Source organism: Nocardia sp. NPDC004860, from assembly GCF_040609015.1.
Lineage (GTDB): Bacteria > Actinomycetota > Actinomycetes > Mycobacteriales > Mycobacteriaceae > Nocardia.
On sequence record NZ_JBEXJI010000021.1, the window covers coordinates 135,444 to 161,452 of the forward strand.

General features: G+C 66.1%; 36 protein-coding genes, 1 tRNA gene and 1 pseudogene. 31 read left to right on the forward strand and 7 right to left on the reverse strand.

The window, feature by feature from the left end:
* Positions 1-52: 52 nt before the first annotated feature.
* The 3 genes from ABZV44_RS30925 to ABZV44_RS30935 all read left to right on the forward strand — a co-directional run bounded on the left by ABZV44_RS30925 (position 53) and on the right by ABZV44_RS30935 (position 1,013).
* Positions 53-592 (forward strand): serine hydrolase domain-containing protein, encoded by a 540-nt coding sequence (locus ABZV44_RS30925; RefSeq protein ID WP_354844017.1) that lies wholly within the window; start codon positions 53-55, stop codon positions 590-592.
* A gap of 104 nt (positions 593-696) precedes the next feature.
* Positions 697-819, forward strand: coding sequence for a hypothetical protein (locus ABZV44_RS30930; RefSeq protein ID WP_354843902.1), 123 nt, complete (start codon positions 697-699; stop codon positions 817-819).
* Positions 816-1,013, forward strand: a complete 198-nt coding sequence (locus ABZV44_RS30935) for a hypothetical protein (RefSeq protein ID WP_354843905.1) — start codon at positions 816-818, stop codon at positions 1,011-1,013. The genes ABZV44_RS30930 and ABZV44_RS30935 overlap by 4 nt, the downstream gene beginning before the upstream one ends.
* 2 nt (positions 1,014-1,015) lie before the next feature.
* Here the strand turns inward: ABZV44_RS30935 and ABZV44_RS30940 are convergent, their stop codons facing one another.
* The gene (locus ABZV44_RS30940) at positions 1,016-2,695 is read right to left on the reverse strand and encodes a helix-turn-helix domain-containing protein (RefSeq protein WP_354843907.1); all 1,680 of its coding nucleotides are present in this window, start codon (positions 2,693-2,695) and stop codon (positions 1,016-1,018) included.
* A gap of 291 nt (positions 2,696-2,986) precedes the next feature.
* Positions 2,987-3,118 (reverse strand): annotated as a pseudogene (locus tag ABZV44_RS30945) (thioredoxin reductase); the annotation flags it as partial.
* 252 nt (positions 3,119-3,370) lie between these two features.
* Between ABZV44_RS30945 and ABZV44_RS30950 the strand changes: the two are divergent.
* Both ABZV44_RS30950 and ABZV44_RS30955 read left to right on the forward strand, forming a co-directional pair.
* Positions 3,371-3,616 carry a hypothetical protein gene (locus ABZV44_RS30950; protein ID WP_354843910.1) on the forward strand — a complete coding sequence of 82 codons (246 nt, stop codon included), beginning with the start codon at positions 3,371-3,373 and terminating at the stop codon, positions 3,614-3,616.
* A gap of 329 nt (positions 3,617-3,945) precedes the next feature.
* The gene (locus tag ABZV44_RS30955; RefSeq protein ID WP_354843913.1) at positions 3,946-5,238 is read left to right on the forward strand and encodes a hypothetical protein; all 1,293 of its coding nucleotides are present in this window, start codon (positions 3,946-3,948) and stop codon (positions 5,236-5,238) included.
* On the opposite strand, the gene ABZV44_RS30960 is transcribed toward ABZV44_RS30955, so the two are convergent.
* The gene (locus ABZV44_RS30960) at positions 5,220-5,930 is read right to left on the reverse strand and encodes a creatininase family protein (protein WP_354843915.1); all 711 of its coding nucleotides are present in this window, start codon (positions 5,928-5,930) and stop codon (positions 5,220-5,222) included. The genes ABZV44_RS30955 and ABZV44_RS30960 overlap by 19 nt on opposite strands.
* A 193-nt stretch (positions 5,931-6,123) precedes the next feature.
* Here ABZV44_RS30960 and ABZV44_RS30965 point away from each other — a divergent pair, with 193 nt between their 5' ends.
* The 25 genes from ABZV44_RS30965 to ABZV44_RS31085 all read left to right on the forward strand — a co-directional run bounded on the left by ABZV44_RS30965 (position 6,124) and on the right by ABZV44_RS31085 (position 22,527).
* Positions 6,124-6,357, forward strand: coding sequence for a helix-turn-helix domain-containing protein (locus ABZV44_RS30965; protein ID WP_354843918.1), 234 nt, complete (start codon positions 6,124-6,126; stop codon positions 6,355-6,357).
* Positions 6,357-6,617 carry a hypothetical protein gene (locus tag ABZV44_RS30970; protein WP_354843921.1) on the forward strand — a complete coding sequence of 87 codons (261 nt, stop codon included), beginning with the start codon at positions 6,357-6,359 and terminating at the stop codon, positions 6,615-6,617. The genes ABZV44_RS30965 and ABZV44_RS30970 overlap by 1 nt, the downstream gene beginning before the upstream one ends.
* Complete coding sequence (locus ABZV44_RS30975) at positions 6,614-7,075, forward strand: hypothetical protein (protein ID WP_354843923.1); 462 nt, start codon at positions 6,614-6,616, stop codon at positions 7,073-7,075. The genes ABZV44_RS30970 and ABZV44_RS30975 overlap by 4 nt, the downstream gene beginning before the upstream one ends.
* Positions 7,072-7,230 carry a hypothetical protein gene (locus tag ABZV44_RS30980; RefSeq protein ID WP_354843926.1) on the forward strand — a complete coding sequence of 53 codons (159 nt, stop codon included), beginning with the start codon at positions 7,072-7,074 and terminating at the stop codon, positions 7,228-7,230. The genes ABZV44_RS30975 and ABZV44_RS30980 overlap by 4 nt, the downstream gene beginning before the upstream one ends.
* Positions 7,227-7,520 (forward strand): hypothetical protein, encoded by a 294-nt coding sequence (locus tag ABZV44_RS30985; RefSeq protein WP_354843929.1) that lies wholly within the window; start codon positions 7,227-7,229, stop codon positions 7,518-7,520. Before ABZV44_RS30980 ends, ABZV44_RS30985 begins: the two co-directional genes overlap by 4 nt.
* Positions 7,517-7,861, forward strand: a complete 345-nt coding sequence (locus ABZV44_RS30990) for a hypothetical protein (RefSeq protein ID WP_354843931.1) — start codon at positions 7,517-7,519, stop codon at positions 7,859-7,861. The genes ABZV44_RS30985 and ABZV44_RS30990 overlap by 4 nt, the downstream gene beginning before the upstream one ends.
* Positions 7,858-8,535 carry a helix-turn-helix domain-containing protein gene (locus ABZV44_RS30995; protein ID WP_354843933.1) on the forward strand — a complete coding sequence of 226 codons (678 nt, stop codon included), beginning with the start codon at positions 7,858-7,860 and terminating at the stop codon, positions 8,533-8,535. Before ABZV44_RS30990 ends, ABZV44_RS30995 begins: the two co-directional genes overlap by 4 nt.
* Positions 8,536-8,538: 3 nt before the next feature.
* Positions 8,539-9,381: a hypothetical protein gene (locus ABZV44_RS31000; RefSeq protein ID WP_354843936.1), complete on the forward strand. Its 843-nt coding sequence runs from the start codon at positions 8,539-8,541 to the stop codon at positions 9,379-9,381.
* A complete protein-coding gene (locus ABZV44_RS31005; RefSeq protein ID WP_354843939.1) occupies positions 9,378-9,773 on the forward strand; it encodes a hypothetical protein in 396 nt (131 codons plus the stop codon). The genes ABZV44_RS31000 and ABZV44_RS31005 overlap by 4 nt, the downstream gene beginning before the upstream one ends.
* Positions 9,770-10,171, forward strand: a complete 402-nt coding sequence (locus tag ABZV44_RS31010) for a hypothetical protein (protein WP_354843942.1) — start codon at positions 9,770-9,772, stop codon at positions 10,169-10,171. Before ABZV44_RS31005 ends, ABZV44_RS31010 begins: the two co-directional genes overlap by 4 nt.
* A 38-nt stretch (positions 10,172-10,209) precedes the next feature.
* A complete protein-coding gene (locus ABZV44_RS31015; RefSeq protein WP_354843944.1) occupies positions 10,210-11,130 on the forward strand; it encodes a hypothetical protein in 921 nt (306 codons plus the stop codon).
* Positions 11,127-12,197 (forward strand): hypothetical protein, encoded by a 1,071-nt coding sequence (locus ABZV44_RS31020; protein WP_354843947.1) that lies wholly within the window; start codon positions 11,127-11,129, stop codon positions 12,195-12,197. Before ABZV44_RS31015 ends, ABZV44_RS31020 begins: the two co-directional genes overlap by 4 nt.
* Positions 12,194-14,203 carry a hypothetical protein gene (locus ABZV44_RS31025; RefSeq protein WP_354843950.1) on the forward strand — a complete coding sequence of 670 codons (2,010 nt, stop codon included), beginning with the start codon at positions 12,194-12,196 and terminating at the stop codon, positions 14,201-14,203. Before ABZV44_RS31020 ends, ABZV44_RS31025 begins: the two co-directional genes overlap by 4 nt.
* Positions 14,204-14,243: 40 nt before the next feature.
* On the forward strand, positions 14,244-14,750 hold the full coding sequence (locus ABZV44_RS31030; protein WP_354843952.1) for a hypothetical protein: 507 nt from the start codon (positions 14,244-14,246) through the stop codon (positions 14,748-14,750).
* A 38-nt stretch (positions 14,751-14,788) separates the two neighbouring features.
* On the forward strand, positions 14,789-15,388 hold the full coding sequence (locus tag ABZV44_RS31035; RefSeq protein ID WP_354843954.1) for a hypothetical protein: 600 nt from the start codon (positions 14,789-14,791) through the stop codon (positions 15,386-15,388).
* 29 nt (positions 15,389-15,417) lie between these two features.
* Positions 15,418-15,786, forward strand: coding sequence for a hypothetical protein (locus ABZV44_RS31040; RefSeq protein ID WP_354843957.1), 369 nt, complete (start codon positions 15,418-15,420; stop codon positions 15,784-15,786).
* A 36-nt stretch (positions 15,787-15,822) separates the two neighbouring features.
* Positions 15,823-16,266, forward strand: a complete 444-nt coding sequence (locus ABZV44_RS31045) for a hypothetical protein (protein ID WP_354843960.1) — start codon at positions 15,823-15,825, stop codon at positions 16,264-16,266.
* A gap of 36 nt (positions 16,267-16,302) precedes the next feature.
* Positions 16,303-17,772, forward strand: coding sequence for a hypothetical protein (locus tag ABZV44_RS31050; RefSeq protein WP_354843963.1), 1,470 nt, complete (start codon positions 16,303-16,305; stop codon positions 17,770-17,772).
* Between the two features lie 2 nt (positions 17,773-17,774).
* Positions 17,775-18,167 carry a hypothetical protein gene (locus tag ABZV44_RS31055; RefSeq protein WP_354843966.1) on the forward strand — a complete coding sequence of 131 codons (393 nt, stop codon included), beginning with the start codon at positions 17,775-17,777 and terminating at the stop codon, positions 18,165-18,167.
* A 5-nt stretch (positions 18,168-18,172) separates the two neighbouring features.
* The gene (locus tag ABZV44_RS31060; RefSeq protein ID WP_354843969.1) at positions 18,173-18,541 is read left to right on the forward strand and encodes a hypothetical protein; all 369 of its coding nucleotides are present in this window, start codon (positions 18,173-18,175) and stop codon (positions 18,539-18,541) included.
* Between the two features lie 6 nt (positions 18,542-18,547).
* Positions 18,548-19,549, forward strand: a complete 1,002-nt coding sequence (locus ABZV44_RS31065; RefSeq protein WP_354843972.1) for a toprim domain-containing protein — start codon at positions 18,548-18,550, stop codon at positions 19,547-19,549.
* A gap of 33 nt (positions 19,550-19,582) precedes the next feature.
* Positions 19,583-19,996, forward strand: a complete 414-nt coding sequence (locus ABZV44_RS31070) for a hypothetical protein (RefSeq protein ID WP_354843975.1) — start codon at positions 19,583-19,585, stop codon at positions 19,994-19,996.
* Between the two features lie 175 nt (positions 19,997-20,171).
* Positions 20,172-21,086, forward strand: coding sequence for a helix-turn-helix domain-containing protein (locus tag ABZV44_RS31075; RefSeq protein WP_354843978.1), 915 nt, complete (start codon positions 20,172-20,174; stop codon positions 21,084-21,086).
* Positions 21,083-21,313, forward strand: a complete 231-nt coding sequence (locus ABZV44_RS31080) for a helix-turn-helix domain-containing protein (RefSeq protein ID WP_354843981.1) — start codon at positions 21,083-21,085, stop codon at positions 21,311-21,313. The genes ABZV44_RS31075 and ABZV44_RS31080 overlap by 4 nt, the downstream gene beginning before the upstream one ends.
* Entirely contained in the window at positions 21,313-22,527 is a 1,215-nt protein-coding gene (locus ABZV44_RS31085) for a site-specific integrase (protein ID WP_354843984.1), read from the forward strand. Before ABZV44_RS31080 ends, ABZV44_RS31085 begins: the two co-directional genes overlap by 1 nt.
* A gap of 39 nt (positions 22,528-22,566) precedes the next feature.
* On the opposite strand, the gene ABZV44_RS31090 is transcribed toward ABZV44_RS31085, so the two are convergent.
* The 3 genes from ABZV44_RS31090 to ABZV44_RS31100 form a co-directional block, all read right to left on the reverse strand.
* Positions 22,567-22,643: transfer RNA gene (locus tag ABZV44_RS31090), tRNA-Pro, on the reverse strand.
* A gap of 138 nt (positions 22,644-22,781) precedes the next feature.
* Entirely contained in the window at positions 22,782-23,909 is a 1,128-nt protein-coding gene (locus ABZV44_RS31095) for a hypothetical protein (RefSeq protein WP_354843987.1), read from the reverse strand.
* Between the two features lie 547 nt (positions 23,910-24,456).
* Positions 24,457-24,708, reverse strand: coding sequence for a DUF6283 family protein (locus tag ABZV44_RS31100; RefSeq protein WP_354843989.1), 252 nt, complete (start codon positions 24,706-24,708; stop codon positions 24,457-24,459).
* Positions 24,709-24,927: 219 nt separating this feature from the next.
* Here ABZV44_RS31100 and ABZV44_RS31105 point away from each other — a divergent pair, with 219 nt between their 5' ends.
* The gene (locus tag ABZV44_RS31105) at positions 24,928-25,128 is read left to right on the forward strand and encodes a UDP binding domain-containing protein (protein WP_354843991.1); all 201 of its coding nucleotides are present in this window, start codon (positions 24,928-24,930) and stop codon (positions 25,126-25,128) included.
* A gap of 74 nt (positions 25,129-25,202) precedes the next feature.
* On the opposite strand, the gene ABZV44_RS31110 is transcribed toward ABZV44_RS31105, so the two are convergent.
* On the reverse strand, positions 25,203-26,000 hold the full coding sequence (locus ABZV44_RS31110; protein ID WP_354843993.1) for a hypothetical protein: 798 nt from the start codon (positions 25,998-26,000) through the stop codon (positions 25,203-25,205).
* Positions 26,001-26,009 lie beyond the last annotated feature (9 nt).

Below are 26,009 nucleotides of genomic sequence, written 5' to 3' on the forward strand. Positions count from 1 at the left end.
GTCGAACAAAACTGTCCTGGACGCTGCAATCGTTCCGCTATGCGATCGCGGCCTGACGCGATCCGGATTAGACGTCGATGGCCGTCCAGTCGTCGACCTATGGGATGGCCTGGCCGATCGCCGAACGAACCGGCCGTGGGACGAGAGCACCACCGTCCGGGTCGCCTCCACCACGAAAGGCGCTACCGCGATCTGCGCCCATCTGCTGGTGCAACGTGGTGAGCCGGATCTGGACGGACCGGTGGCCAAGTATTGGCCGGAGTTCGGCGCCAACGCCGAGGACCGAATTCCGGTGCGCTGGCTGCTTTCCCACCAGGCCGGCCTGCAGATCATCGACGGTCCGCTGACCTTTGAACAAGCATACGCCTGGGACCCGGTCATCAATGCACTCGAGACGCAGCCACCACAGTGGCAGCCGGGCACGGAACATCTATACCACAGCGTGACTTTCGGTCATCTGATTGGCGAGATCGGGCGCCGGGTCTCTGGCGGTCCTGATCCGCGATCATCATCAGCAGCGGTGTCGGAGACACGCGACGCAGGAACGCTTCCGGTGCGTAGGACTGGAACTTCTCGACGCTGGAGAGGGTGAGGAGGTACCCGACCGCAGCGCGTTCGGGCCGTGAGCGACACGGCCACCGCCATCCAGCGAACCGCTGTCCGGGTCATCCCGAACAGAGTGAATGAGAGCGAATCATGGCACTCGACACGACCGACCTATTCACCACCAGCGACATCACTCCGGAAATCGCGCGCTACGTGCCCGACTTCGATGGCGGCAGCTGGGAACTCAGCTGGCTGGCGAATATCGCATTGTGACACGCGAGCAAGCGGTGAACGGAATGGTCCTCGACGAGATCCTGAGCGACCACGGCACTGCCGACAACGAACTCGCGCTCGAATTGGCCGCCCTCCGCGTCGCCGACCTCGGCCTCGATCATCGCCTCGGCATGACCGCCCGGCCGGGAGCCGACCGGGCGACATCGGATCCGACTCCGAGTCTGCAGCGCTGATATCAGGTCTCGCCTGGGAGGTGTACGGCGGACAGGAATTGCCAGACACGGGTCGCGGCATGCAGGTTGAAGCGGGTGTTGACGTCGCGCAGGTCGAGGCCGGTGAGTTCCCGGATGCGCCCGAGGCGATAGCGCAGGGTGCTGCGGTGGATGTGCAGTGCGGCGGCGGAATCGTCGTAGCTGCCGCCACATTCGAGGTATTGGCTCAAGGTGTGGACGAGGTCGGTGTTGCGGGTTCGGTCATAGTCGAGGAGCGCGCCGAGCCATTCACACATGAATTCTTCGACTCGGCCGTCGGTATGGGCGGCGTCGACCAGGCGGTAGAAGCCGAGTTCGTCGAATGCGGTCGCGCCGTCGGGTATTCGGGATCGCAGCCGGATATTGATGGCGCGGTGCGCGTCGGCGAAGGCACTGGCGAAATGGCTCGGCTGGTCGCAGCGGCCGCTGATACCGATGGCCACCGGTGTCATGTCGAGCTGTTCGCGGATCGCGTGGTGCAGGGCCACCGGATCGGGTCGGCGGTCGGTGATCAGCACCACCATCCCGGCGTGGCGTCCCGGAATGTAGTCCAGGTCCAGAGCGGTCGCGGCACGGCCTACCGCCTCGGTGACCGCGCTGTCAGTGCTGTGCACCAGGACGAGGTAGTGCTGACCGTGCAGGTCGTGTCCCAATGCCTCGGACCTGGCGAAGGCGCTGTCGTTGTCGTTGTCGGTACCGGACAGCAGATCGTCGACCAGGTCGCGGCGCAGTCGCAGCTCGATCTCGGCGACATTGCGTTGATGCGAGAGTTCGAGCGCGAGAACGGTACTGCCGTAGCTGAGGGCGAAGAGGTTCTCGTCGGTCACCCGATGGTCAGGGTCGATCAGCGCGAGTGTGCCGAGGATTTCGGCGCGCGGTTTCACCAGGATGATTACCCGGTCGTGTATGCGCAGAGGCGCGTTGGCTGTGGCGAGCCGGTGCAGCAATTGCTCACGTTGCTGCGGTGAGGGTTTCGGGTAACGATCCGGCAGACCCGGCCCGGACCAGGCCCTCAGGTTGCCGAAGGGGTCTTCGATCGCTACGGGTAGCCCGGACACCTGAGCGAGGGCGTCCGCGATCCCGTGCTCCCCGCCGCCGTACGCCGCAGCGCCGGCGAGCACTTCGTGTACCCGCATCTGGCTCTCCAGTCGGACCACACTGTCGGATAGGTGCTGGTTGATCTCGGCTAATTGGATGGCGTGGGCGACCGACCGTTCACGGAGTGCGGCATTCGCGAGCGCCGCACCGGTCAACTGAGCCAGCACGGTGAGCAGGAAGATCTCGTCCGCCGGTGGTTCGTGGTCGGCAGCGACAAGCAGCGAGCCGCATGTTCCGGTCACGCTCGACAGGGTGAACGCCCAGCCCCACTGGCCGTCGGACAGATCGACTTTGCCTTCACCATCCTGCGCGCGGATCTGAGTGTCGAGGTCGGGCCGCGCAGGTAGCGGCGGGTAGGGCAGAAATTCGCCGTCGATGGTGTGATAACTCGCCAGCGTGCGGCAGCACCCGAGCGAGGGCACCGCCTCCGCGGCGATCCGCAGGATGTCCAGGTCCTGGTGTTCGGCGAAGAGCATCGTCGACAGGGCGCACAGGGCGTGCATCGACGACAACTGGGCGCGGGCGAGCGGGTCATTGACGTGTGAACTCAACAGTTGCTGGTTCATGCGGATCGAGTCCGTGAGGTTAGGCGGCCGAGGTCGCGCGCCGACCTCGAAACCGCGGCGGCTTCGGTGCCCAATCTCGAATGCTGACCGATCGCGTCTGTCTACCGCGAGCCCGTGAACTGCTTAGAGATCATGGTTCCCGCGTGCCGATGCGATGCTGCGCGCGCCCATCCTGAATAGTACACCGATCGGCGTGTCGCGCGTGGGCCGATGCGGCAATCGAGTGTGCTGGGTGCTCACTCGTCAGTGCAGAACCGTCGACATCTCCTGTCGCACGGCACCGCATACAGATCAGCGCCTTTCGAAGTATTCATGAACCTGCCGCACCGCCATAGCGCCCTCGCCCACCGCGGAGGCAACCCGCTTGACCGAGCCGCTGCGGACGTCGCCCGCCGCGAAGACGCCGGGCACGGTTGTTTCCAGCGGCGCCGGTCGCCATTCGGGATGGCGGGCGTCCCAGCTCCTGCGCACGGTGGGCCGGTCAGGGAGTTGGCGTGGAAGGAATGTGACGAAACCTGGCGGGAAGGAAGCCCGACCTCTGCGCGCGCCGCCTCGATCGGCACACAGCGGTAGTTCCCGGCACGGACGGTACGACGTATTCCACCAGGTATGCGGGATTCCGGAGCCTCACGATGATGCGACCGTTCGGTATCTTTCGCGGGTAGCGTTCGGTGTATGGTGCGCCATCCGGCGCCGATGCTCGCCACGCCTGGGCCCGCTCCCGCCGACGACGACACCCGGTACGCCTACGAATGGAAGTACGACGGAATCCGCTGCCTGGCATGGATTTCCGACGGCGTGTGCCACATGGTAAGCCGCAACGGCAACTCCCTCAACGCGGCCTTCCCCGAGATCTCCCACGCCTTGGTGTCGCTGGCGGCGGCCGTCGAACACGCGAAACTGGCACGTATCTGGCATTGAAGCACGACTGTGCGCAAAAGTGCATGTCAGTATGTGTCCTCGGCAGGATTCGAACCTGCTCCGCCTAGGAGGTTGGCCACCCGGCGAACTTCCTAGGCGCCCGCTTGTCCGCGACGGCCTCCGGGGACCGCTGGGTGGGTTCGTCATACCAATGCATAGGTACCTGGGCTCGGTGGTTGAGGGAACCGACTGTCCTGCAGCGGATTCCACCTCCAATACGTCGCGCGGGACTTCTCGGGGGTCTGCGATTGCGGTTACGCACGGGTGTCGGCCTTCTGCGATACGATGCCCGAAACGGGTGGAAACGCCAGGAATCCTGGAGAAATCCTATGCAGGACAGCGATATTCGCTCCTGGGCGACAGGAGATTCGGCGGCAGGTCGGGGCGTATCTGCTGCAGGGCAAAAGAACGAGCGGTTGGCTGCCGTGTTGGCCGAGGTAGGGCTCCGACCCAAAGGGCTTGCCAACAGGATGCGGCAGTACAGCGAGCAGGATGGCGGCCGTCCTGTGCATCCAAAGCACACCAATGTCGGCCGCTACATCGACGGTGTGCATCGGCCGAGCCAGCGCAGTCTGGACGTGATGCTCAGCGTGCTCAGTATCGAGGCCCGCCGCCCACTTTCGGCCGCTGATATCGGATATCTCGACGAGCCGTCGGGGAAGCTTGAAGACGAAGTCAAGCCGTCGGCACCGCCGGCGGAGCTAATCGCATTGCCCTTCGAAACCGTTGATTCGGAGTATGTCGATCATCTCAAGGAGATGTTGGACGCGCGTGCCCGTATGGACGCACTGACCGGCCCTCGCTACGTACTTGGAACGCTTCAGAGCGAGCTCCAGCTGGTTCAGGACTTGTGCGGCAAGGCCCGCGGCGAGATGCGGTCAGAGCTGTTGGAAGTGGGTGCTCGGTTCTGTGAATTCGCCGGGTGGCTGTATCAAGACTCGGGTGACCTGAAGTGCGCGCGACATTGGACGATGAACGCGATGGACTACGCCGAGGAAATCGGCGACCCGCATCTCATGTCGTACATCCTTCAGCGGCGAAGCAACATCGCTACCGAAAACGGCTATGCGCCACAGGGATTGGGCTTGGCCAATGCTGCACTTCGTGGATGGGACGAAATCACCCCAGAGCTGCGCGCGCTGGCATTGCGTCAACAGGCGAATGCCTATGCAATGACCGGGGAGGCGGACGAGTGCCGCAACGCGCTGGATCGAGCGATGGAGCAGGTTCTAGCCATCGACGACCCAAGCCCGTTAGCTCTGTACTGCACGCCCTCCTACATCGAGATGGAAGCCGCGCATAACTGGGCCAGGCTTGGTCAGCCGTACCGTGCCATCGAGACCTACACGATGGGGCTTGACGAATGGCCGAAGTCGCAGCGTCGTGATCAGGGGCTCTGCGCGGCCAGGCTTGCATCGGCGTACATCGACGCTAACGAATTTGAGCTGGCGGCCCAGACTGGCATGAAGGCCGCTAGCTTGATTCGATGCGCCCCATCGGCACGTGCTATCGCAGTTCTTCGCGAGCTATCGAAACGGGTACGGCCTGTGCGGAATGAGGCTCTTCGCGAGTTCGAGGCTGCCGCAGTCGATCTATTATCCGCTCAGTCGACCAAACGCTGAAGATGCTTCTTGAACGCCCCTGAAAGCGAACTCAAGGTCTTCTCTCCCTTGTCGGCCGTGCCTAGAGATGGGAAACCGATTACGCCAGTGTCGGTGTATTCCTGCATCCCTCCCACAAGGAGGAACTGTCGCTCATCTGCACGCCAATCCGCTGTCTCGTAGCCGGGGCGAAGCAGATGAGGTGCCGTATGGAGCAGGATCGAAGTCTCCAGCTCACCTGCATGCATATCTTCGTGGCCGTTCGTCTGCATCCCGGCATCGGTGCGCGCGCCGTCCCAGTCGCTCCGGCTGGGGAATAAGGTCATCTGTGGTCCGCCGGCGTTGACCTGCTGGACGACGTTCTGAAGCACATAGTTCCCGCCGTGCCCGTTCACGATCACGATCTTGCAGATGCCGGATGTGCGTAGCGAGCTGAAAACGTCCTCGATCACGGCGATAAGCGTCGAAGGACTGATGCTGACCGTCCCGGCAAAGGCTGCGTGCTCATGCGAGCACGAGAAGGTGATCGGTGGGAGCAGAAAGAGACCGTAATCATCAGCGATGCGTTGTGCGATAGCGCAGGCGATGACCGTATCTGTGGTCAAAGGGTGGAATCGGCCGTGCTGCTCAAGGCTGCCGATAGGCAGCACGGCGATGCGCCTTTCAAGGTTCCGGACATCTTCGGACGTTGCGGTCGTTAGCAGATCCCTCACCTGACCAACATACGTGTTCCCCTCTGTTCGGATCGCCGATCCAATGGGGGCGCGCAGGGGGCGCACGGACGCAGGGCGCGTGCGCCCCCCTGTGCGCCTAGCGCCTCACCTTGCGCGCTGATTCAAGACATCGTCTCCGAGTTCTCCTGAATACCAACAGTTTTCGCTCGTTGGCACCGAAGGAGCCGAGGCAATGACCCGTTCGAGAAGTTCCCTGAAAGTCCCCATCAAGCCGACGCCTGGGGGCGCGCCGCTGGTGACCATCCAGGAGGCCGCGAAGACCGTTAGCGTCACCGAACGCACGGTTCGCAACTGGATCAGCAACGGTCTCCTGACCGGATACCGATTCGGCCCGAAGATCATCCGCGTCGACCGCGAGGAACTGCTGGCACTCGCTACGCCGGTCAACGGCCAGGGGGTGGCCTGATGTCGTACGTATCGGTTTCGTCTCCCGGTTACGCCGTGGAAGGCGTCGAGGTTCGCTACCAGGCCGCGTACACCGCGGACGCCGGCCTGGAGATCCCCGCCTATGTGTACGTGTCGCTGAAGGGCACGTCCGGCTACCTGGCGCTGCATTTGGAGCACGCCCGCGGGTTGTTGGAGGCTCTGCCCGGTGTGCTTGCCGAACACGATGCGGCGCATGAGATTCCGACAGTCGAGCCCGAGTGCGAGGCGGTGGCGTCATGAGCGGGTTGCGGAAGATCGATCGCACCGACATGGTGCAGGCGCTGTTCCCGCTGGAGGGCCCGCACACCGCGGAGTCGGTGGTCGCCGCGTCGATGGCGGTGGCCGAGTTGTGGCGGTATCTGGCGCACGCCACCCGCTACAGCATCGCGGAGGCGCTCACCGATCCGGCCGACGTGTCGGTGATAGTCGCGAACTTCACCGCCGGCATGCGGTCGGCGGATCAGGTGCTGGGGCAGCTGTCCTACTGGGCGCAGCGGCTCATCGAGAACCCCGCGCTGGCCGATGACCGCGACCGGGCTGACGCCGCCCGCGCCGTAGCCGCGACCGGAGAGATCGCGTCGTGGCTGGTCGAGGCCCGCGACGACATGTCGATGGTTGTGCGGGACCTGGGTGAGGTGAGTGCGGATCTCGGGCATTTATGCCTGGGCCGCGTGGTCGGGCAGGAGCAACGCTCATGACCCGGTTCAACGTCTTCCTGTTCGCTCTGGTCGTCCTGGGCGTCGCGCTGCTGAGTGCGCCGCAATTCGTGGCGAGCCTGCTGATCGGTGCGGGCGTGATCGTGTTCGGGTTGCGCTGGTTCGTCCGGTCGTCGCGGCGGGGGTGGCGGCGATGAATCCTCTGGATTTCGCCCGCGACCAGTCCGGGATGCCGGCGCTGTTGGGTCGCGAGTATGACCCCGCTGGCTTGATCGATCCGGATGCGTACGCGGCGTCGTTGCGGTGGCGGCTGGTGTTCGCCGGGGTCGCTGTGGTGTTCGGCGCCGGCGTGGTGGTCGGGGTGATGCTCGGTGAGGGCAGCACACGGGAAGTTTCGCCGAATGTGTGCCGCGCGGACGAGGTTTCGCGCATCGACTGCGTGCACGCCTCCACGATCGCGCCCGCCCCGTCGGGGGTGTCGCGATGAACTGGACTGCGTTGTTCGGGCCGAAAGCGGTGCTGGAGGCCGAGAACGAACGCCTGCGCCGGACCCTTGCCGAGCGGAATGCCCGCGTCGCCGAGCTGTCGACCGCGCTGGACGACGCTTTGGACCGGGAGCAGCTGCACTCGTTGTCGGCCCCGCACGAGCGGTTGACACCGGCGGCGGTGATGGACCGTGTCGGCCAGGGCCGCGCCCAGCACCCCACATCCGTCGACCGTGAGGCCCGTGCTGTCACACCGCAGGTGAGCGTGCGGCCGTGGATGCGCGAGCTGGATTCCACTGCCGCACAGGTATCCGTGGCGCCGGATCGGAGGCGGTCACGATGAGCATCGAGATCACGACCGAGCAGCAGCCGCTGACCGAAGAAGCCGCGCGCGAGCTCACCGACAACATCCGTGCCCGGGTGGCGCAGGTATGGGAGCTGGTCCGGCACGCCTATACCGGCCGTGTGTGGACGGTGCTCGGCTACGACAGTTGGGACACCTACTGTGCCGCCGAGTTCGACGGCGCCCAGCTGCGTATCCCGCGGGAGGACCGCGCCGAAGTCGTGGCCTCCCTGCGCGACATCGGTATGAGCACCCGCGCCATCGCAGCCGCAACGGGCCTGAGCCAGCCGACAGTGTCTCGGGAACTGTCATCGAGTGATTCAAATGAATCACCTGACCCCGTGGTCGGTTTGGACGGCCGGACCTATCAGCCGAAACCCATTGAACGCGAACCGATTACCGATAGCGACACCGACATGGGCCACGCCGAAAACGGCGAGATAGCGGTGGCGCAGCGTCGGCGGCGTCCGATCACCGATTCGTTCGACACAGCCCGCGGCGAGCTGCTGACCAAGGCGAACACGCTGGTCCGGCTGACCGGTGATGACCGTTTCGACAGGCACGCCGGGCAGCTCTCACACCGGTTCCTGGCTGATCTGCTGCGTGCTCGCGATGCCCTGAACCAGGTCATCGACCGGCTCTCCGATTCATCTGCTCGTCCCGAGGAGGGATAACCCATGCGTTTGGTCGACCCCGATAACACTCCCGTGACCAGCCAGGTCATGGATGTCGATAGCGCTCTGGCGCGGCGTTGGCTCGAACGTAACCCGAACAATCGGCCGATCCGGCAGGCGCGGGTGCAGCAGTACTACGACGACATGGTCTCGGGCCGTTGGCGTTTCAACGGTGAAGCGATCAAGTTCGGTCCCGACGGGGAACTGCTGGATGGCCAGCACCGCCTGCAGGCCATCGCCCGCACCACCGGCATGCGGTTCCCGATGCTGATCGTGCGCGGCCTGTCCCGGGACACTCAGGTCACCATGGACCAGGGCGCCAAGCGCACCCCCAGTGACCAGCTCACCATCACCGGGATCACCAGCCACAACACCTCGATGGTCGCCGCCGCGCTGCGCGTCTACATGGTGTGGATGGAGGGCAACCTCTTCGGCGACATCGTGCGCGGTGCCGGTGTGTCCACCACGCGGGTGGTCGAATTCGCTACCGCCTACCCGGAACTGGTCACCATCGCCGACCGATTCACCGTCGTCGCGAAGCGGTTGAAAGCCCGCCCGGCAGTGGCGTGCGCGGTCGCGATGCGGCTGTCGGAGATCGATGCGGCCGCGGCGGCGGAGTTCGTGCGGCTGTGGGACAGCGGCGCCGGCCTGGCGGCCGATTCCCCGATCCTCGCGTTGCGTGACCGCCTCGATTCCATCCGCGTCAACCGGCTGCGTGTCAGCGATCGCGAGCAGATCGGGCTGATCGTCACCGCATGGAACTTGTGGCGGCGCGGGCGTGCGGTGACCAAGTTGCAGCGTCCCAAGGGCGGGTTCACCTCCGAGAACTTCCCGGAGCCGAGATGACCACGCCGCCACGCGAACCGGCAGAGCTGTCCGCACTGCGCGCTGAACGCGACCGGCTGAGCACGGTGACCGATGTTCTGCACGACATCTGCAATGCCGCGTTCGACGTCGCAACGCAGAAGGGCGACCGCGACCATGCCGCCGAGGATGCCAAGTTCGATCACGGCAACGCCGTCCGAAAGTCCGCGCTCGCAGAATATTCCGCCGCCGCTGATGCCTACCACGAAGTCAAGTGGGGCAGCGAGTTCGTCGCCGAGGCTCGCGCCAGACGCGACCATGTCCTCGGTCACGACACAGAACTGCGTGCGCTGATCGACAAGGCCCGTGCCGATCTGGCCGCACGCCGACAGCCGAGCAAACCCGTCGAGCGGGATCGGCGGCGATCGCGATGAACACCCGCTACCACGACCCCGACGGGGAGCACTACGGCATCCCCACCTACCCCTGGCGGATGGCACCGACCCACCTGCGTACCGAACGTCAACTAGCCCAAAACAATCGGCGCCCCGGTGACGAAGCACAAGCGCAGGTGATAGCCAACACCCGGCGTGGCCTGGTGCGTGCCTACCTCTATGACGAGGCAACCGCAGTGCCCAAGCGGGAGTGCACCGAGGCGCAGCTGGAGTCGCTGCGGATCGCTCGCTGGGTGCGCTCAGCAGACGCATGCGAGCGCGGGGGGATCGACGCGGCCGATATGCGGGAGCTGATCGAGGCGGCCCGCACCAAGCTGGCGGCCCGCCGTCAGGCCAGCGGTTCGGCTGGTGTGCGTGATCGGAGGCGATCGCGGTGAGTTGCGGTTGCGGGACCGGTGAGGCTCAGGGCCGCGGGTTGTGTGCGACGCACTATGCCGCGTTCCGCAGCCGCGAGATCGCCTACGGGCGCTGGAATCCCAGAGTTCCCGCTGATGCGGTGCGGGCGCATGTGGAAGCGATGCGCGCCGCCGGAGTGAACCCGAACCAACTGGCCAAGCTGGCCGGTGTCAGTCAGTCCGGGCTGAGTCAGATCATGGCGGCCGGCCCGGACAAACAGGTCGCTGCATGGCTGGAACAGGCCGTGCTGGCGGTCGAAGTGCCCGAGCGTCCCGCCGAGGTCACCACGGACACCGCGCTGGTCCCGATCCTGGGGGCGCGACGCCGGTTCCAAGCCTTGGTGGCGTCGGGATATCCCGCAGCGCAGCTCGCGCGCGAATTGGGTGCCGGGGAGCGGAGCCGCACCATCCGGTCGTTGATGGGCAACCGCGCCGACAAGGACGGTCGCGTCACCCACGACATCGCCGCCGATCGGGAGCGGGCGGTCAAGGACCTGTTCGACCGTTTGCAGCTGGTGCCTGGCCCGTCGGCGCAGGCGCGCGCGTTGGGCAAACGGCGCGGGTGGCCGCTGCCGATGGAGTGGGACGAAACCGCGCTCGACGACCCGGCTGGCCGCCCCGAAAAAGCGCGCTGGACACCGGCATCCGCGCGTGAGGAACGCCGAGAACACGTCGACGAGCTGGTCCGCCAAGGGCTGACCAACGACGAGATCGCCGACCGGCTCGGAATCAACACCCGCCTGGTCGAACGAGACCGAGCCCACCACCGCACCACACGACACACCAACACCACAGGCGCGGCCAAGACCGAATCGATTGCCCGGAAACCGTATTCGCGCAGCGAGGTCGAAGCGATGGGCGCGCTCGCCGCGCAGGCCCGCGTCGATATCGCGGCGCGCCGTCAGCGCGGGCGGGGCCAGGGATTGGAGCGAACCCGATGAACCACAACGAGAACAACACCCGGTACGCGGGGTTGGAGCGCCGCCACCGGACCCAGATCATCGCTGGTCTGCGTGATGCCGGGCTGACCTACACCCAGATCCGCACCCTGCTCGGGGTCAGCCTGCGCCAGGTCGAAACCGTCCTCGGCGAAGCGCAAGCGTTGCGGGCGAGTGGTTTCCGGGCCAAGGAGATCGCCGCCGAGCTCGGTGTGCCCGCGGGATCGCTGGGGCGGGTCCTGCCGCCGGCGCGGCGCGCGACGATCACCGAACGCCAGTCCGAGGTCCTGCGGGCGGTCTCGGACATGCGAGGCATGCAGGTCGACGTGCTCGCCCAATATTTGAACGTCCTGGAATCCAGCGCTTACGCGATCGTGCGGGAGCTGATCGCCAAAGGCTTGTTGTGCGAGCTGGAGAAGGTCCAGCGCGGGCGAGCGTGGGTATTCGCGCCGCCGCGGGTCGAGGCCCGCTACCTGGGGTGGCGGCCAGCCGAATGGACGCCGCCGCTGATGTACGCCGAGCACTACCGCGCGGTCGCCCAAGCCCGGATCATGCTGGTCGGCAACGACGCCGCCGCGTTCATCTCCGAACGCGCCCTGCGCCGCGAAGCCACCACCGCCGCCCGTATCGCTGCTGAGAAGCGGCGCGGCACAGCGGTGTTGGAGTTCTCCACCGGCATCGACCCGCTGCCAGGGCGCCCGCACCTGCACGACGGCCGGTTCCTGGGTGTGGTGGGCGGCAACTACGGCTGGTGGGCGCTGGAGGTCGAGCTCAGCGTCAAGGACAAGGCGCACATGGACACCGCGTTGCAGGGCGCGATCCGCGCTGCCCGTGACGCCCACCCCTACACCATGGTCGGCCTGCTCTATCTGTGCCGGACGGACGCGGTCCTGAACAACGTCGAGGCCGCCGCTGGGCGGCTTCCGGCTGAACTCGCGTCGCTGCCGCTGGATCTGCAGATCCAGGACTTCGGCAAGCAGTGGAAGGCATTCCTGGCCGCCCGCCGCACTGCGCGCGAGGCAAAACGCCAGCGCCACACCATCTTCGAAATCTCCAAGGAAGCATCATGAGCCCCACCGACTGCACCCCACTGATCACCCCCACCGACTGCGACCCCCTCGCCACCACATCGGGCGTGGCTGACGCGCCGGCCACGACCATTCCGCCGATCACCGCCGACGCCCCGCCCGGAACCCCGACCGTCGTGCGGGACGTGACCGACCCACTCACCCACTGGTCCGGCCACGGCCTGTCCCACGTCGGCGCGACCGCGGAGACCGCCCTGGTGTGCGGGACGGGGCTGGCCGCGATGCTCGTGCTGATCGTGGCCGTCGCTGCGACCAAACCCGTTGAGCCGCACCGGCTGCGCAACTTCGCCGCCGCGGCGTGGGCGCTGCCGTTGACGTCGGTGCTGGCAGGAGGGTCGTGGTCGACCCCTTTGAGCCTGTTGTGGGGCGGCGCCGAACACCTCGCCCACGGGCAGCTGGGCGGGCTGTCGATGATGGTGGTCCTCGGACTGCCGGCGACCATGGTCGCAGCGTCGCTGTGGTGGGCGCATTTCCTGATCAAGACCGAGACCGTCGGGTTGAAGTCGCTGCGCAGCACCACACGCGTCCGGGACTCACTGACGGCCCGCCGGCAGCAGGCCGCTGCCCGCGCGGCGAAAAGCGGTGCGCCCCTGCACCGCGGGCACGACATCGTGCTCGGCACCCTCGCCGACACCACCAGCCACAAAGCCCCGGGGGTGTGGCGGACGCTGTCCAAGCGTCACGAACCCTGGCTCTCGATCCCGCATGCCGATGCCCGCAAGCAGCAGGCCATGTTCGGCACGACCGGCAGCGGCAAGACCGTGGCGATGGAACGCTACGCCGCGGCCCTGTTCGATTACGAGTGGCGGGCCTGGCAGAAGTGGACCGGGGTGCCGGGGATGGCGGGCAAGCATGCGCGTCCGCTGCTGGTGATGATCTCGTGCAAGGGCGGCGAGGACGACCGCGAACTCGGGTTGAGCCTGCGCGAATCGATGCTCGCCCAAGGCGTCGACCCGAAACGCATCGCCCTGGTGATCCCAGAAATGGACACCCTCGACATCTGGGAACACACTCCCGCCCGGGAGTTGCGGGCCATGATCGGCGCCCTGTTGGCGGCGTCGGCCGAGGCAACCACCGCCGAGGGTCAGCATTTCGAGAGCATACAAACCCGCATCGCGTCCCTGGTCGTCGATGCGCCGGTCGGTAAGCCGCGCAACCACATCGAACTGTTGGAGCGGTTGCAGGAGACCAAGCTCAAGGAGATCTGGAACAACGCCCCCGATGTGGTGCGTCAGATCGACGCGATGCAGGCCGAAAAGGTGCCGCAGCTCGATGACGCGCTGATCAAGTGCACCAACCTGTTCGAGAACCTCAAAGACACCAGCGGGCGGATGGTGTTCGACGGCGGCCACGACATCAACGACCTCGACGTGCTTTTCATGACCGTCCCCGCTCTCGACAAGGAGGCCGCCCGCGCCCAGGTCGCCACCACCTTGCAGCTGCTGCTGGAACGTGCCGGGCGCACCGCGAAAGACCTGCGGCGCAACGTGATCCTGTTCATCGACGAACTCTCGGCCCTGACCACGAAGAAGGGATCGATCGGGGTCGAGAACATCGCCGAGCGCGGCCGCTCCCAGAAGATCGCCATGGTCTTCTGCGGCCAGTCCCCGGAATCGGTGGCCCCCGACGCCTGGTCGCTGGGACGCCTACTCAAAACCTGCGCCGGCGGAGTCCTGTTGGGCTACATGGAAAACGCGGGCGAGCTGTGCAAACACGCCGGATCCATCCCGGTCATGCTGCCCTCGCGGCACCTGATCAAGGGCCAGCGCCACGGCGACGAGGGCCAGGTTTCCGTCGGTGAGAAATGGCTGGTCGACCCCGACCGGGTCCGCCAATTCGACACCGGCGACTTCGTGTTCTTCAAACGCGGCCACGCCCGCTTCGGCCGCGTCGTGCCACTCAACAAAGCCGAACAGACCCGCCTGCCCGGCACCTCACCCGCCCCCGCCCCGCGCACCGGCGACGACCCGACCCCCGCCACCGCATAAACCCTTCCGACTGCGCGAATCCGATTGGAGCACAACCACTATGCGCATCTTCCGCGATCACGACGACGATCACGACGATCACGACGACGAGCAGCCCCGCAAAGGCTTCAGTCGCGACGAGATCGCCGCCCAGGCCGATCTGCTGGCCGACGAGATCGCCCACTTCCTGTCCGATACCGCCGGCGCCGCTGACCAGCGCCCGCCGGCCAAACCGATCCTGCGACTGGTCCCGCCGCTCACCACACCGGAGCAGGCCACCGCGGCCGCGCCCGTGGAAACCGGCGAACCCGCACCGGTACCGGCGGTCAAACCCCATACCCGGGGCCAGATCTGGCGTGCGAGCGCGGCCGGTTCCTTCGTTGTGGTCGGTCTGTCCGCGGTAGCGGCGTGGGGACAGCCCGCCGAGGTCGGTGTCCCTGTCGCTGTCTACGGGCTGGGTTGGATCGCCTACCTGACCTGGAACGCCGCCCGCCGCCCCTCCCTGACGCTGGCGCTGGCCACCTTCACCGAACACCGGGCCGCCCGCGCCCAGCGCAGCACCCACTGACCCCCTCGATCCACGACCACTAAAGGAAGGGAAACACCATGCACACCACCACCTCCCAAGCGATCGGCCTCGGCGTTGCCGCTGGCGTTGTCGCCGGGATCGCGACCGTCGCGACGATCATCGCCATCGACGACTGGGATCTCGACACCCGGGTGTCGGAGGCCATCACGCGGTCGAGGATGACCGCGGCCGAGCGCACCGAACTCGCTGCGACCAAACGCCTGATCGTCCAACAGGCCCAACAGCAGCGCGAACAGCGCGAACGAAACGAGATCTACAAGCGGTCGAAGTTCCGCCCGGACCTGCTCTCGGGTACCCGATGCGAATTGACGGAACTCTCGCCGTCCAGGCTGATCTGCGAAATCCTCAACGCCCGCCGCGAAGTCCGTCGCGCCTGGGCCGCCGACCCCGCCACCGGCCGACGTGACTACTCCGCGCTGAACACCTGGACCGATCATCTCCAGGCCCTGCGCAGCGAATTCGACCACCGCCGCGACAACCCCGCCCCCGGACAGGCCATGTCCCTGCTGGACCGCATGCGCTGGCAGGCCGCCTACAGCTCCGTGCACGCCTACGACGAGGTCACCACCAGCACTCCCAGCCCCGACGGCGACACCACCGTCGCCGCGCAGTCCTGACGCAAACCCCTATCCCAGAGAGGAACCCGATGTTCAAGACCCGGAACGAGCCGATCCTGCCCGTCCCCAGCGAGTTGTACGACGAGATCGGTCAGCTCGGTGACCGGGTACGGGCGCTGCGCGAAGAGGTCATCCGTATCCGCAGCCAGTACGCGCAACTGGCGAAGTCCCCGAAGTCCCTGCGAGCGGATGAGCTCGGCACACCGACCGATCCGCACGAGGCGGTCGTGCTCACCCACACCGCGTTGCGTGCCGTGGACCGCGACCTGGAAACCGTCGAGAAGGGCATCGGCTGGGCGCACGGCCCCGCGAGCCGGATCAGCCTCACCGACGCCGCAGTCGAGCACCGCGAACAGCAACTCGCCGCGCCACGTCCACCGATCGAACGCACCAGATAGACGAAAACCTCTGAAGTGGAAAGGAATCCGAACATCATGACAACCGATAGCGACCATGCCGCGCAGCTGGTCACGCAGTTCACCACACTCGTGGCCGAGTTCGCCGAGGTGACGGTGAAAGAGCGGCGAGCCTTCGATCTCGGTCTGCTCGACCCGGTGGCCACCATCGAGTTCACCGACGGCATGTTGCGTGGCCTGTGGGTCGCACTGGTGCTCGTCGTGCGGTGGGCGCCAGGTTCTGACGCTGAGCTGGGGCGGCGCCTGCTGCAGGTCGAACAGCAGCTACCCGAGCATTTGCGCTGGCTCACCGATGACCGCGACCACCTCGACGGCGCGGTCGATGAGACGCCCGACGACTTCGCTGCCGAGGTCTACCAGCGCTCGCTGGGTGTCGACACCCCCCGCCGCACCCACGACACCTTGGACACGGTCAACCGGGTGCTCAGCCGCGCCGACAACCCTGACTGGTCACTGAGCTGACCAAATCCTCTATTACCGAAAGGAATTCACACTCTCATGTCCGAAATCGATGAGATCGCCCGCGATACCGGCCGCACCTTCCGCGACGTGTTGACTGTCGCCGGCCAGTGGCTGCGCACCCTGCGCAGCGCCGATGGCCAGACGGGCAAGTTGACCCGTAAGCAGCGCCGTGAGCTGGCCGAGCAGATCATGGCGCAGGTCAAGGCCGAGCGGGTCACCGCCGCCTGGTACACCAAACGCGTCGCCGATTACCGCTCCGAACACTCGGTGGCCCAGTACCGGCGCGAAGCCGACCCGTTCTACACCGAACGCGACGCCGCCGCCGACACCGAACGCCTCGATGCGATGCGGCTGCGCATCGAGGAAAGCCTCGGCTCCTCGGTGTTGGGTGTCGAGCGGCGTGGGCAGGTCGTGATGGCCTTGGACAAGGCCACCCGTCACCCCTACACGATGAATCCCAGCTTCGAGGCGGTGTTCGCGCCGATGAACGACCGCGACCGGCGCGATGCCCGAGCGGCCGCGGTCGAATCCGAGCAGTGGGTCAGCGCCCGCACCCAGGAGCTCGAACACGGGTTGGCCGGAATGACCGTGCACGAGCAGCCGGCCAGCCCCCGCCCAAGCGTGGCGGAACCCTCGCGGCCGGTGACCGGGCCGCAGTCGCTGTCGGGGCCGGAACGGGAAGCCGCGATCGGTCGGGACCTGCTGCGTGACAACGCGATCCAGGCGATCCGGCATGCGCAGATGGAATGGTTGCAAACCAATCCGGCCAGCAGACACGCCAGCGGGCGCGCCGACTACGGTCGCCTTGTCGCGGCCGAGCAGGCTGCCGCGGCGGGGTTGAGCGTCGAGCAGGTGCGGTGGGAGTTCGCCAACGCCGAAACCAATTCCCGTTGCCGGGTCACGATCGCCTCCCACGCCTCCAACGGCACTCAGCAGGTGATGCGCGGCTACTTCCCGAGCGAGACCGAGGCCGCGTCCTGGACCCACGACGCGGTGCAGATCCACTCCTGGACACCGGGCACCACCCTGGCCGTACGGGCCCGCGAGACCGGACGCCGGCACCCGTTCTATGTGGCCGAGGGCAACCGGGCCGACATCAGCCGCAGCGTCAGCGACTGGCACCGCGACACCCATCCGGAGCAGACTCAACCTCCCGACCACGGCAGGACCCGCGAAAACCCCGACACCGCCACCGATCCGCAGGACCTGGAGCGCCGGGTGCTGATGCTCCAGCGCGGCCTGGACGCGGTCACCACCGACCGTGACCAGCATAAGAAGCAACTGGAATCGGTACACGCCGAGCTGGATTCGTTGAAGAACAGCCAGCTGCGCGTCAACCAGGACATGCGCGAGCTGCGATCGGATCTCGACGCGGCCCGTGCCGACCGGGACCGCTACCGCGGTGAACGCGACGAGGCCGTCACCAAGCTCCGCAGCGAACGCGCCGCCCGCGACCCGAAGCCCTCCAACGGAGCCGACAAGCCCCGTCCCCAGATGAGCCGGTGATCATGCACAGCGAACACGAAGAAGCCATGCGCTTCGACTTCCACGACCGCGTCGCCCTGAGCTGGAAAGCGTTGCAGCCCGCAGTCACCGACGCCCAGGCCGACGAGATCGAGCGCCGGGTCAGCGAATACGACCAGCGCTGGCAGTCCGGCCCGCACGCACTGGAGTGGGACTTCCTGCACGCCGCCTACACCGACTGGCGCGACCAGCCCCAGCTGATGGCCAAGTTCGCCGAGGACCTGCGCGTCAACCCGACCGTGTACACCGACTACGGCCTGACCGATGTGCAGCGCCGCAGCCTGGACCAGGCCCGCACCATCGCCCACGAACAGCGCTGCGCCATCGACGCACTTGACGCGTCGGCGCAGCGGCTGCCGATCCGAAGGGACCGGTGACCGCCATGGAACGCGAGCATGAAGAAGCCATGCGCAGCGACTTCCGAGAACGGACCGCATTGCAGCACTCCGGCTATCAGCCGGGGGTGACCGATGCCCAGATCGATGAGATCTATGCCAAGACCAGGCAGATCGATGACCGGTGGAACTCGGGTCCGCACGCTGATCAGTGGCGGTATCTGTCGGATGCGTACGCCGATTGGCGCGATGCTCCCGAGACGATGGACCGGTTCATCGACAACATCGAGTTCAACCGGGCCAAGGGCGAGGACTTCGGTCTGGACGAGGTGCAGCGGCGCAGCCTCTACCAGGCCCGCGAGTTGACCGAGCCGCATCGGGTGCGCCCGCGTGGCCGGGGTCAGCGGGAGCGCTGATCGGTCATGGATCATGATCCGGCTGCGGGGCGTTCGTGGCAGCTGATCACCGCTGCCCTGACCGCCGCGGTGGGTCCGGGCCGGGACCGGGCACGGTGGACAGTGTTCCTGTGCCCGGTCCACGAGGCCGACGGACAACCCCACACCCCCTCCCTCGGCGTCCGCTACGACCCCACCCAGGGCAAAACCATCGTCCGCTGCTTCGCCCACTGCGACGACAAAGACGTCCTCGACAAGATCGGGCTCCGCGTGCGGGACATGTGGGACCGGCTCCCCGAACGCGCCCAGCGCCAGGGCGAGCAGTGTGGGCAGCGGCGCCCACCATCGGGTGCTCAAAGGGCGCATCAGCAGCGGGTGTCGTTGGTGGACAAGGCGATCGACTACACGCGGTTGCCGATCCCGTCCAAACCCGATCTCGGAGAAGCGATCGGGCCAACGGAAACCGTGTGCACCTACGTCTACCGGTCCGCCGATGGGCACGTCGAAGGCGCGGTCACCCGCAGGACCACCCCGCACGAGCACGGGGACAAGAAGTCTTTCACCCAAGCCCACTGGAACGGAACCGACTGGGAACCCACCGGATTCGCACCCATCCCGTACCGGCTGCCCGAAGTCCTCGACGGCGTCGCAAGCGGCCGCGAGATCTATGTGTGCGAGGGCGAGAAGGACGTGACGCGGGCGATCGAGGCAGGACAGATCGCCACCTGCAACGCCATGGGCACCGGCTCCTGGACCGCCGAGCACGCGCGATGGCTGCACGGTGCCGGGCGGGTGATCGTGGTCGCCGACCGCGACCGTCCCGGCTACCTGCACGCCGCCAAGGTCGCCGACACCCTGCACGGCCGCGTCGGCGAGGTCCGCGTGCTCCAAGCGGCCGCGGGCAAGGACCTGTCCGACCACCTCGACGCCGGCCACCAGTTCGCCGACCTGGAAATGGTGCCCTACCTCGACCGCCACTACCGCCAACCCCGAACCCAACAGCAGCGGCACATCACCCGCAGCCGCTGAACCACACCTTCGATCACAAAGGAGAAAGCCGTCATGGCCAGCACCAACTTCGGACAGCGATTCACCCGCGCCGCCGCGAAAATCCCCTCGGCGTTCGGCAAAAACACCACCCCCGGCACCACCGTCTACGGGCGCATCACCAACATCGGCGAGCAGCCCAAGCTCAAGTACGGCGGCGCGCCGGGCGAGGTCGACATCGACGAGCGCGGCAACCCGATCATGCAGCTGTTCATCACCATCGAGACCCCGAACGGGCCGCGCAACCTGTACCCGACCAGCCGCATGGAACAGGCCATTGGGCAGGCGATGAACGCTGCCGGCGTCACCGATTTCGATCCCGGCGCGACCTTGTCGGTCACCTACACCGGGCCCGACCCCGACAACGACAAGGCCCGCCTCTACACCGCCAAGTACACCCCCGCCGTCACCAACAGTGGTGGCAGGTGACCGGCAACGACGCCGGATCGATCGTGGGGCGCACCAATGCCGTTGCGTCCCACGGCGCACCCCGCGTCGACACTGTCGCACCACCAGCAACCAGCCCGCGCGAACGCGACACCACCCATTCGCGCCCCTCCCTCAGCCAGGCGAGGCGCTCACGACCTTCCGTGAGGAGGCGATCATGACCACCGCCCGCGACAGCCGCGACACCGATGCGACAGACCGCGGCGGCAAGGTCGTCGCATGGGCCGGATTCATCTTCGGGTCGGTGCTGTCGATCGTGATGAACTGGCTGCACACGTGGTTGCCCGCGGCATCGAAACCGCACGGCTGGTCGCCGGGGGTGTGGCCGCAAATCGGTTCCGCCGTCTGGCCTGTCACGCTGTTGCTGGCTGTCGAAGCGCTCTCGCGCGTACGGTGGAGGGTTGGCCTGGCGTGGTCGCTGGCCCGCTACGGTGGTGTCGGTACCGTCGCCGCTGGCTCGGCGCTGATCTCCTATGGCCACGTCCACGACGTCCTGCAAAGCTGGGACTACGGCACCGTCGGCTCCGCCGTCGGCCCGCTGGTGCTGGACGGACTGATGGTCGCCTGCGGCTTTGCTCTGCTCTCCGAATCCAGTTCCCCCGCCACCGGCAGGGATACCGCACTCACTCCTGCGGTTGTGGTCGATGTCCCCGCGCACACCGCGCCCGGCAGAGTTCCAGCTGCAGAGGTTGGCGAACCGTCCGCCGCATCCGTCAACGCGGTAAGCCACCATGACAGCCCTGAAGCGTTTGCTGGGGGTGTTCTCGGGCCGGAATTGCCTGCGCGACACCAGGATGCGACGCCGCGACAGCCAGACGCGACGGGCGCGACACCAAGCGACAGTCCTGCGACAGCCCGCGACAGCGACGATCCGGTCACGCGCGACGAGCGCATCCTGGCATTGCATGCCGCGGGTCGTTCCACACGCGAGATCGCAGACGAAATCGGTGTCCATCACTCCACTGTCGCGCGAGTCGTCGCACGCTACGGCAGCAGCGACACCACCCGCGACACCCTGTCGGGATTGCGACTGATCCAAACTCCTGCAAACGGTGAGGAAACCGCGTCATGACCGCTACTGGATGGACTCCGGATGAGATTCTCGAATCCGGCTGGTACACAACCGAGGAGGTCGCTTCGATGCTGAAGATCGACCCGTCCAGTTTGCGGAGATGGCGAACGGCCAGACCGCCACAGGGCCCGGCATTCGTCCAAATCTCCGGCCGCGTGACCCGATACCGAGGTGCGGACGTCATCGCCTACTTGATGCGTAAGCGCGTGGATCCGGCGGTCGCGTGATGGGTAACGAGGTCACCCTCATCCCACTCGGGGTCGAGGTCCGGGGAGACATTGAGGAGCGCAAGCGAGCCAAGCCCTTTCGGGCGCGTGTGCGGTGGACGGACCCAGCTACAAAGAGCCGCGGCTCCAAGTCCGAAGCCTTCCTGACTCGGGAGGACGCGCAGGACTGGATCGACAAGATCAAGCAGGCTGCCGCCCGGGGAGTCGACCCAAGGATCGCCACCGCAACTCTGAAGGATTACGGGAACACCAACTGGGACATGGCCATGCGTGGTCTCGAACCCAAGACGCTGGACCCGTACCGGGCCGGCTGGCGCCAGCGGATCGTGCCCACCCTCGGGCATTTACCGGTCACGATGATCACCACTGGTGTCGCCGATCGTGCGGTCGTCCGGTGGATTGCCGACGGGCACAGCAAGTCCACCGTCAAGAACACGCTGGCCGCGCTGGGACGGGTCATGGATCAGGCCGTTCGCGACGAGGTGATCGATCGCAACCGCGTCGACGTCACCGGGTGGCAGCGGCAGTACGAGCGCTACGAGGATGAGCTGGACAACCCTCGGGCCCTCGCATTGCCGGACTGGCAGACGCTGACCGACATCGCGGGCGCGCTGGTCGCCGCCTCATCTGATGAATATCAAGGCTGGGGCGACGTCGTTATCTTTGCCGCGTGTACCGCGGCGAGAATCGGCGAGGTCTCCGGCTGCCGAGTCGGTGACATCGACACCGAGGAATGGCTATGGACGCTCCGGCGCCAAACAACGCCGGGACCCGGCGGGCTGCAGGACAAAGGGACGAAGGGAAAACGTGCCCGCTCGATCCCGATTATCGAACAGCTGCGGCCATTGGTGGAAAGGCGGATTGCGGCCGCCGGCAAAAAGCCCGATGCCCGGTTGTTCGTCGGGCCGCGCGGCGGGCGGATTCAGGTCACCGCATTGCGGCGCGCAACCCACTGGGACGAGGTGGTCGCCAGGCTCGGATACGAGCACCTGCGCAGGCACAGCCTCCGGCACACGGGCCTCACATGGCTCGCCGACTCGGGTGTGCCGGTGCATCGGCTCCAGCAGATCGCCGGCCACACCGACCCTCGGATCACCCAGCGGTACCTACACCCGGATAAGAAGGCGCTCCAGCATGACGGCAACCTCCTGTCGATTCACCTCCGAGCACCGAATCGGTCCCCAGATGGTCCCCAACTCCGATTGGTCAAGTAACAGAAAACCCCTTCCGACCCTGGTCGGAAGGGGTTTTCTTGGTCGGGCTGACAGGATTTGAACCTGCGACCACTTGACCCCCAGTCAAGTGCGCTACCAAGCTGCGCCACAGCCCGTTGCATTTGCTCTCGCTCGTGCTCGATGAGATTACCCCAGGACCCCCCTGAACATCCAAATCGGCTGGTACTTGGCGTGTGGCGGGGGTAGCGGGACGCACTTGACCGGGGTCGAGTGCGTCGCAGGGTCGGGTTCATCTAGTGCCCGGGTTGCACGACCGCTGTACCGACCCCACGCCGAAACGTCCTCGGAGTGACCCAGGAGTAGTTCTCACCACGGGCGGCGCGCCAGCTGCGCCCGAAGTTGTTAGGGTTGCGAAGGGAACCGTTGCGTGCCGGAAACAGGACCCCGTGGGGGTTCGGTTGCCCGGTGACCTCGAGATCTTTCAGCGCCTCGCGGCAGGCCTGCGCGGAGTGCTCGGGCAGCAGTATCCGGCGCCACCCGTTCGCCGACTTGGGGAACGGCTGGCGCATCCACCCGCCGGTGCCGGAGCCTTTCACCTCTACCAGCGTCCCAGTGACGTCGACGTACGGGATCGTGGCGTCGAGATCGATCTCCTCGAGCAGGACGGCGAAGACCTCGTGCGGGCGCAGGGTGCCGCAGATCAGGTCGGTCACCCACACCACCGACCAATCACGCGGCGGACCGGACGTGTAGGCCGGCGTACCGGGAACAGCCTCCCCGGACGCCCAGGCACGCACCTGAGCCCTGAAGCCCGGCAACGCATCCTGGTCTCCGGCCTTGCCCCGAGCGCGGGTGCTGCGCCGGGTGAACGAGCTCACCCCGTCGACAGGGTTGGTCTCGACAGCGCCGTGCCGGACCGCGATCTGCATCATCGCCTGCAGAATAATCTTGTGCTGCTTGGCCTTACGGCGCAGGCCCATCGCGACCAGACGCTCGAGATGACGATCCAGCTCACCGGCCGTGGCCTGCCACACCTGCAGGTTCCCGATCGAGTTCTCGATCTTGATCGTCTTCGGATCCGCGCGCTTGTCGGACGACACGTAGATCTCGCGCCGGTAATCCTCGACATTCCCTGCCGTGTACGCATCATCGGCCTCGAGTTCGGTGATGAGCTCGGCCGCGAGTTCGATCAGCTTCGTACTGCGTGTGATTCGTTGATATCCTAACTGCTCGCGGTAATCGCGCATCGCCTCGGCGAGCCGATTGGCGGCGTCGTCGGCACTGAGGCCGAGACGTTCGATCTGATGAGACCCTGCCGCGCCGTAGAAGCGAACGGTCGTGCGCCATCGCCCGTTCTTCTGCTTCTTCGGCTTGGTCGGAACACCGAACGTGCCCACTGGCTTCGGGATCCGACCTCCCATCTGTTACCTCCGTAAGTCTGGATCGTTGCCGGCATCCGCTGGATCAATCCGTTGGGCTGGTTAGGGTTTCGGTGCGAGGAAACCGCGAGGGCCGCGATGAGCAGTCATCGTCGAATCCCTAAGGGCTGCTGGCTCCCACGGGAATAGAGCCTGGACGCTGTCCGTAGGCCGGACAAGAGCCAGAAGTTAGCTGACTGATAGCCGGGAGTGATGCGTGAAAGAACTCCCGGCGAGTCGCCGTTCCGTAAGCTGCTGACCATAGGAGCGGAAGGAGACTCACCTCGATCGTCCTCCCCACGCCTCTGCTCACCCAGGGATTCATCGGGTTGTGATCGGATGCGCGATCCGTACTTGTGGCCGCCCCCAACGCCGCAGGGCGGCTGGATCGAACCGATACGCGCCGAGATAATGCCCGATCCATCATTCCCGCTGTGACACAGCAGAGTTCGGGTCAGGTCCTTCGTGAACGTGGACTGCGCTGACTCGCGCCGCGTCAGGCGACACAGCGACACCACTGACCTGAGCAGGATGCCAAGCGCAGATACGGTTAGATGAGGTCGGACCTACGCATGCTGATTTTGGTTATCGCACGCACCGCATCCGTGCTTGGGTGATGGATATCGACCTGTCCGTGATCGGCTGCTTCAGCGCCCGACCGGAACAGGGCAACCGGTGATCGATAGTCAACCGCGGCTTGGAACGTGGCCGGGCTGATACGGCCCGTCACCAGTGCCAAGCGCAGGCCCAACAACCCATCACCGTGGCAACCGACCCAGCCGGCGCACATCCGCCGCCGCACATCGCTGTCCGCGTGGGTCTGATGACATTGGATGCAGCTCGTGCCCGTATCGGCGTGATGTGCCGAGCGGGGCGTGGGATGCAGCGGAGTACGAAAAACTGCGCGCCTACGACCTTCGAGATTGCACTGCAGCCGCCAGGATTGTGGTGCTGGACGTGGGGAAGGTCCTCCTGATGCGCTTGTCGGGCTTGGTGTCCCATCGCAGGAGGAGGACGTTCGATGAGTATGTCCGCGCAGAACGCTCGCAAGACCCAGCCGGCACTCGACTTCGTGACAACGCTGGTCGACAGATGCGCGGGAGCGGACGTAATCCTCGTTGCCACCGAATGGCCCGAGTTCGCCGCCCTGCGCCCGGCGGATATCTCGGAAACGGTCCGCCATCGCCGCGTCATAGATGGCCGAAATTGTCTCGACGCCTAAGTCTGGCGCAATTTCGGTTGGATGTTCGCGAGGCTGGGCGCAACGGATCCCGCTGCATTGCGGGACCCGTTCGATCACCGGTATGTACCGGAATTCTCTGTGTCGGAAGGACTCTCCGTGTCCAGTACGACTCCCCTACGGAGTACGTAGGGCTGGGGTGGGATCTCCGACTCCGAGCGGTAGGTCTCCTCGGGATAGAAACGCCACTTCGAATCGCGGGTTAGTCTGCCTGCCCGGTATGCGAAGGCCGGTACGTCCGAGTCGGCGCAGGCTTCGAAGGTGATCGTATTGCGGTTAGCGCGGGTTAGGGTAAATCCCGCGTTCACCGTGGCTAGTTGGGGCAGGTCGGCGTCGGTGCGCAGATCGAATTCGTGGTCGCCCTCGGCTTGCATGACCAAGCTGGTCGCGAAGGCGTACTCGTAGGCGATGTGCAGGAAGCCGCGGTTCACGTATTCGTCCGGGATCGCACCTGGGCGCAGGCGTTTCAATGCGTGATCGATATCGGAGGGGTCCACGCGGAGACTGAACACCCCGCCTAGGGAGAACGAGAACTTCGTGTTGCCCGCGAAGCTGAGATTGATCGCCGGGGCGGCCTCTATGCCGAGGCAGGCCAAACAGCGCGCAAGGAAACTCGCGGAGCCGGAGATGGACTTGCCGGAGCTCCGCTGGTTCGCGATGTCGGGCAGGGTACTGCGCACGGGCGTGAATTCGCAGCCAGGGAGGTAGCGGGCCAGCGGGCCGCGCCGCACCAGTCTGGGTTTGCGGTTTCTGCTGGTGAGGTTGTACAGATCCGGAGGCAGCAGCCCGGTCTGCGGCAGGAAGATCGGCTGGAATCCGGCCCGGTTGAGAGTCTTCACAAGAGCGTCGGCCATGTCTGCTAC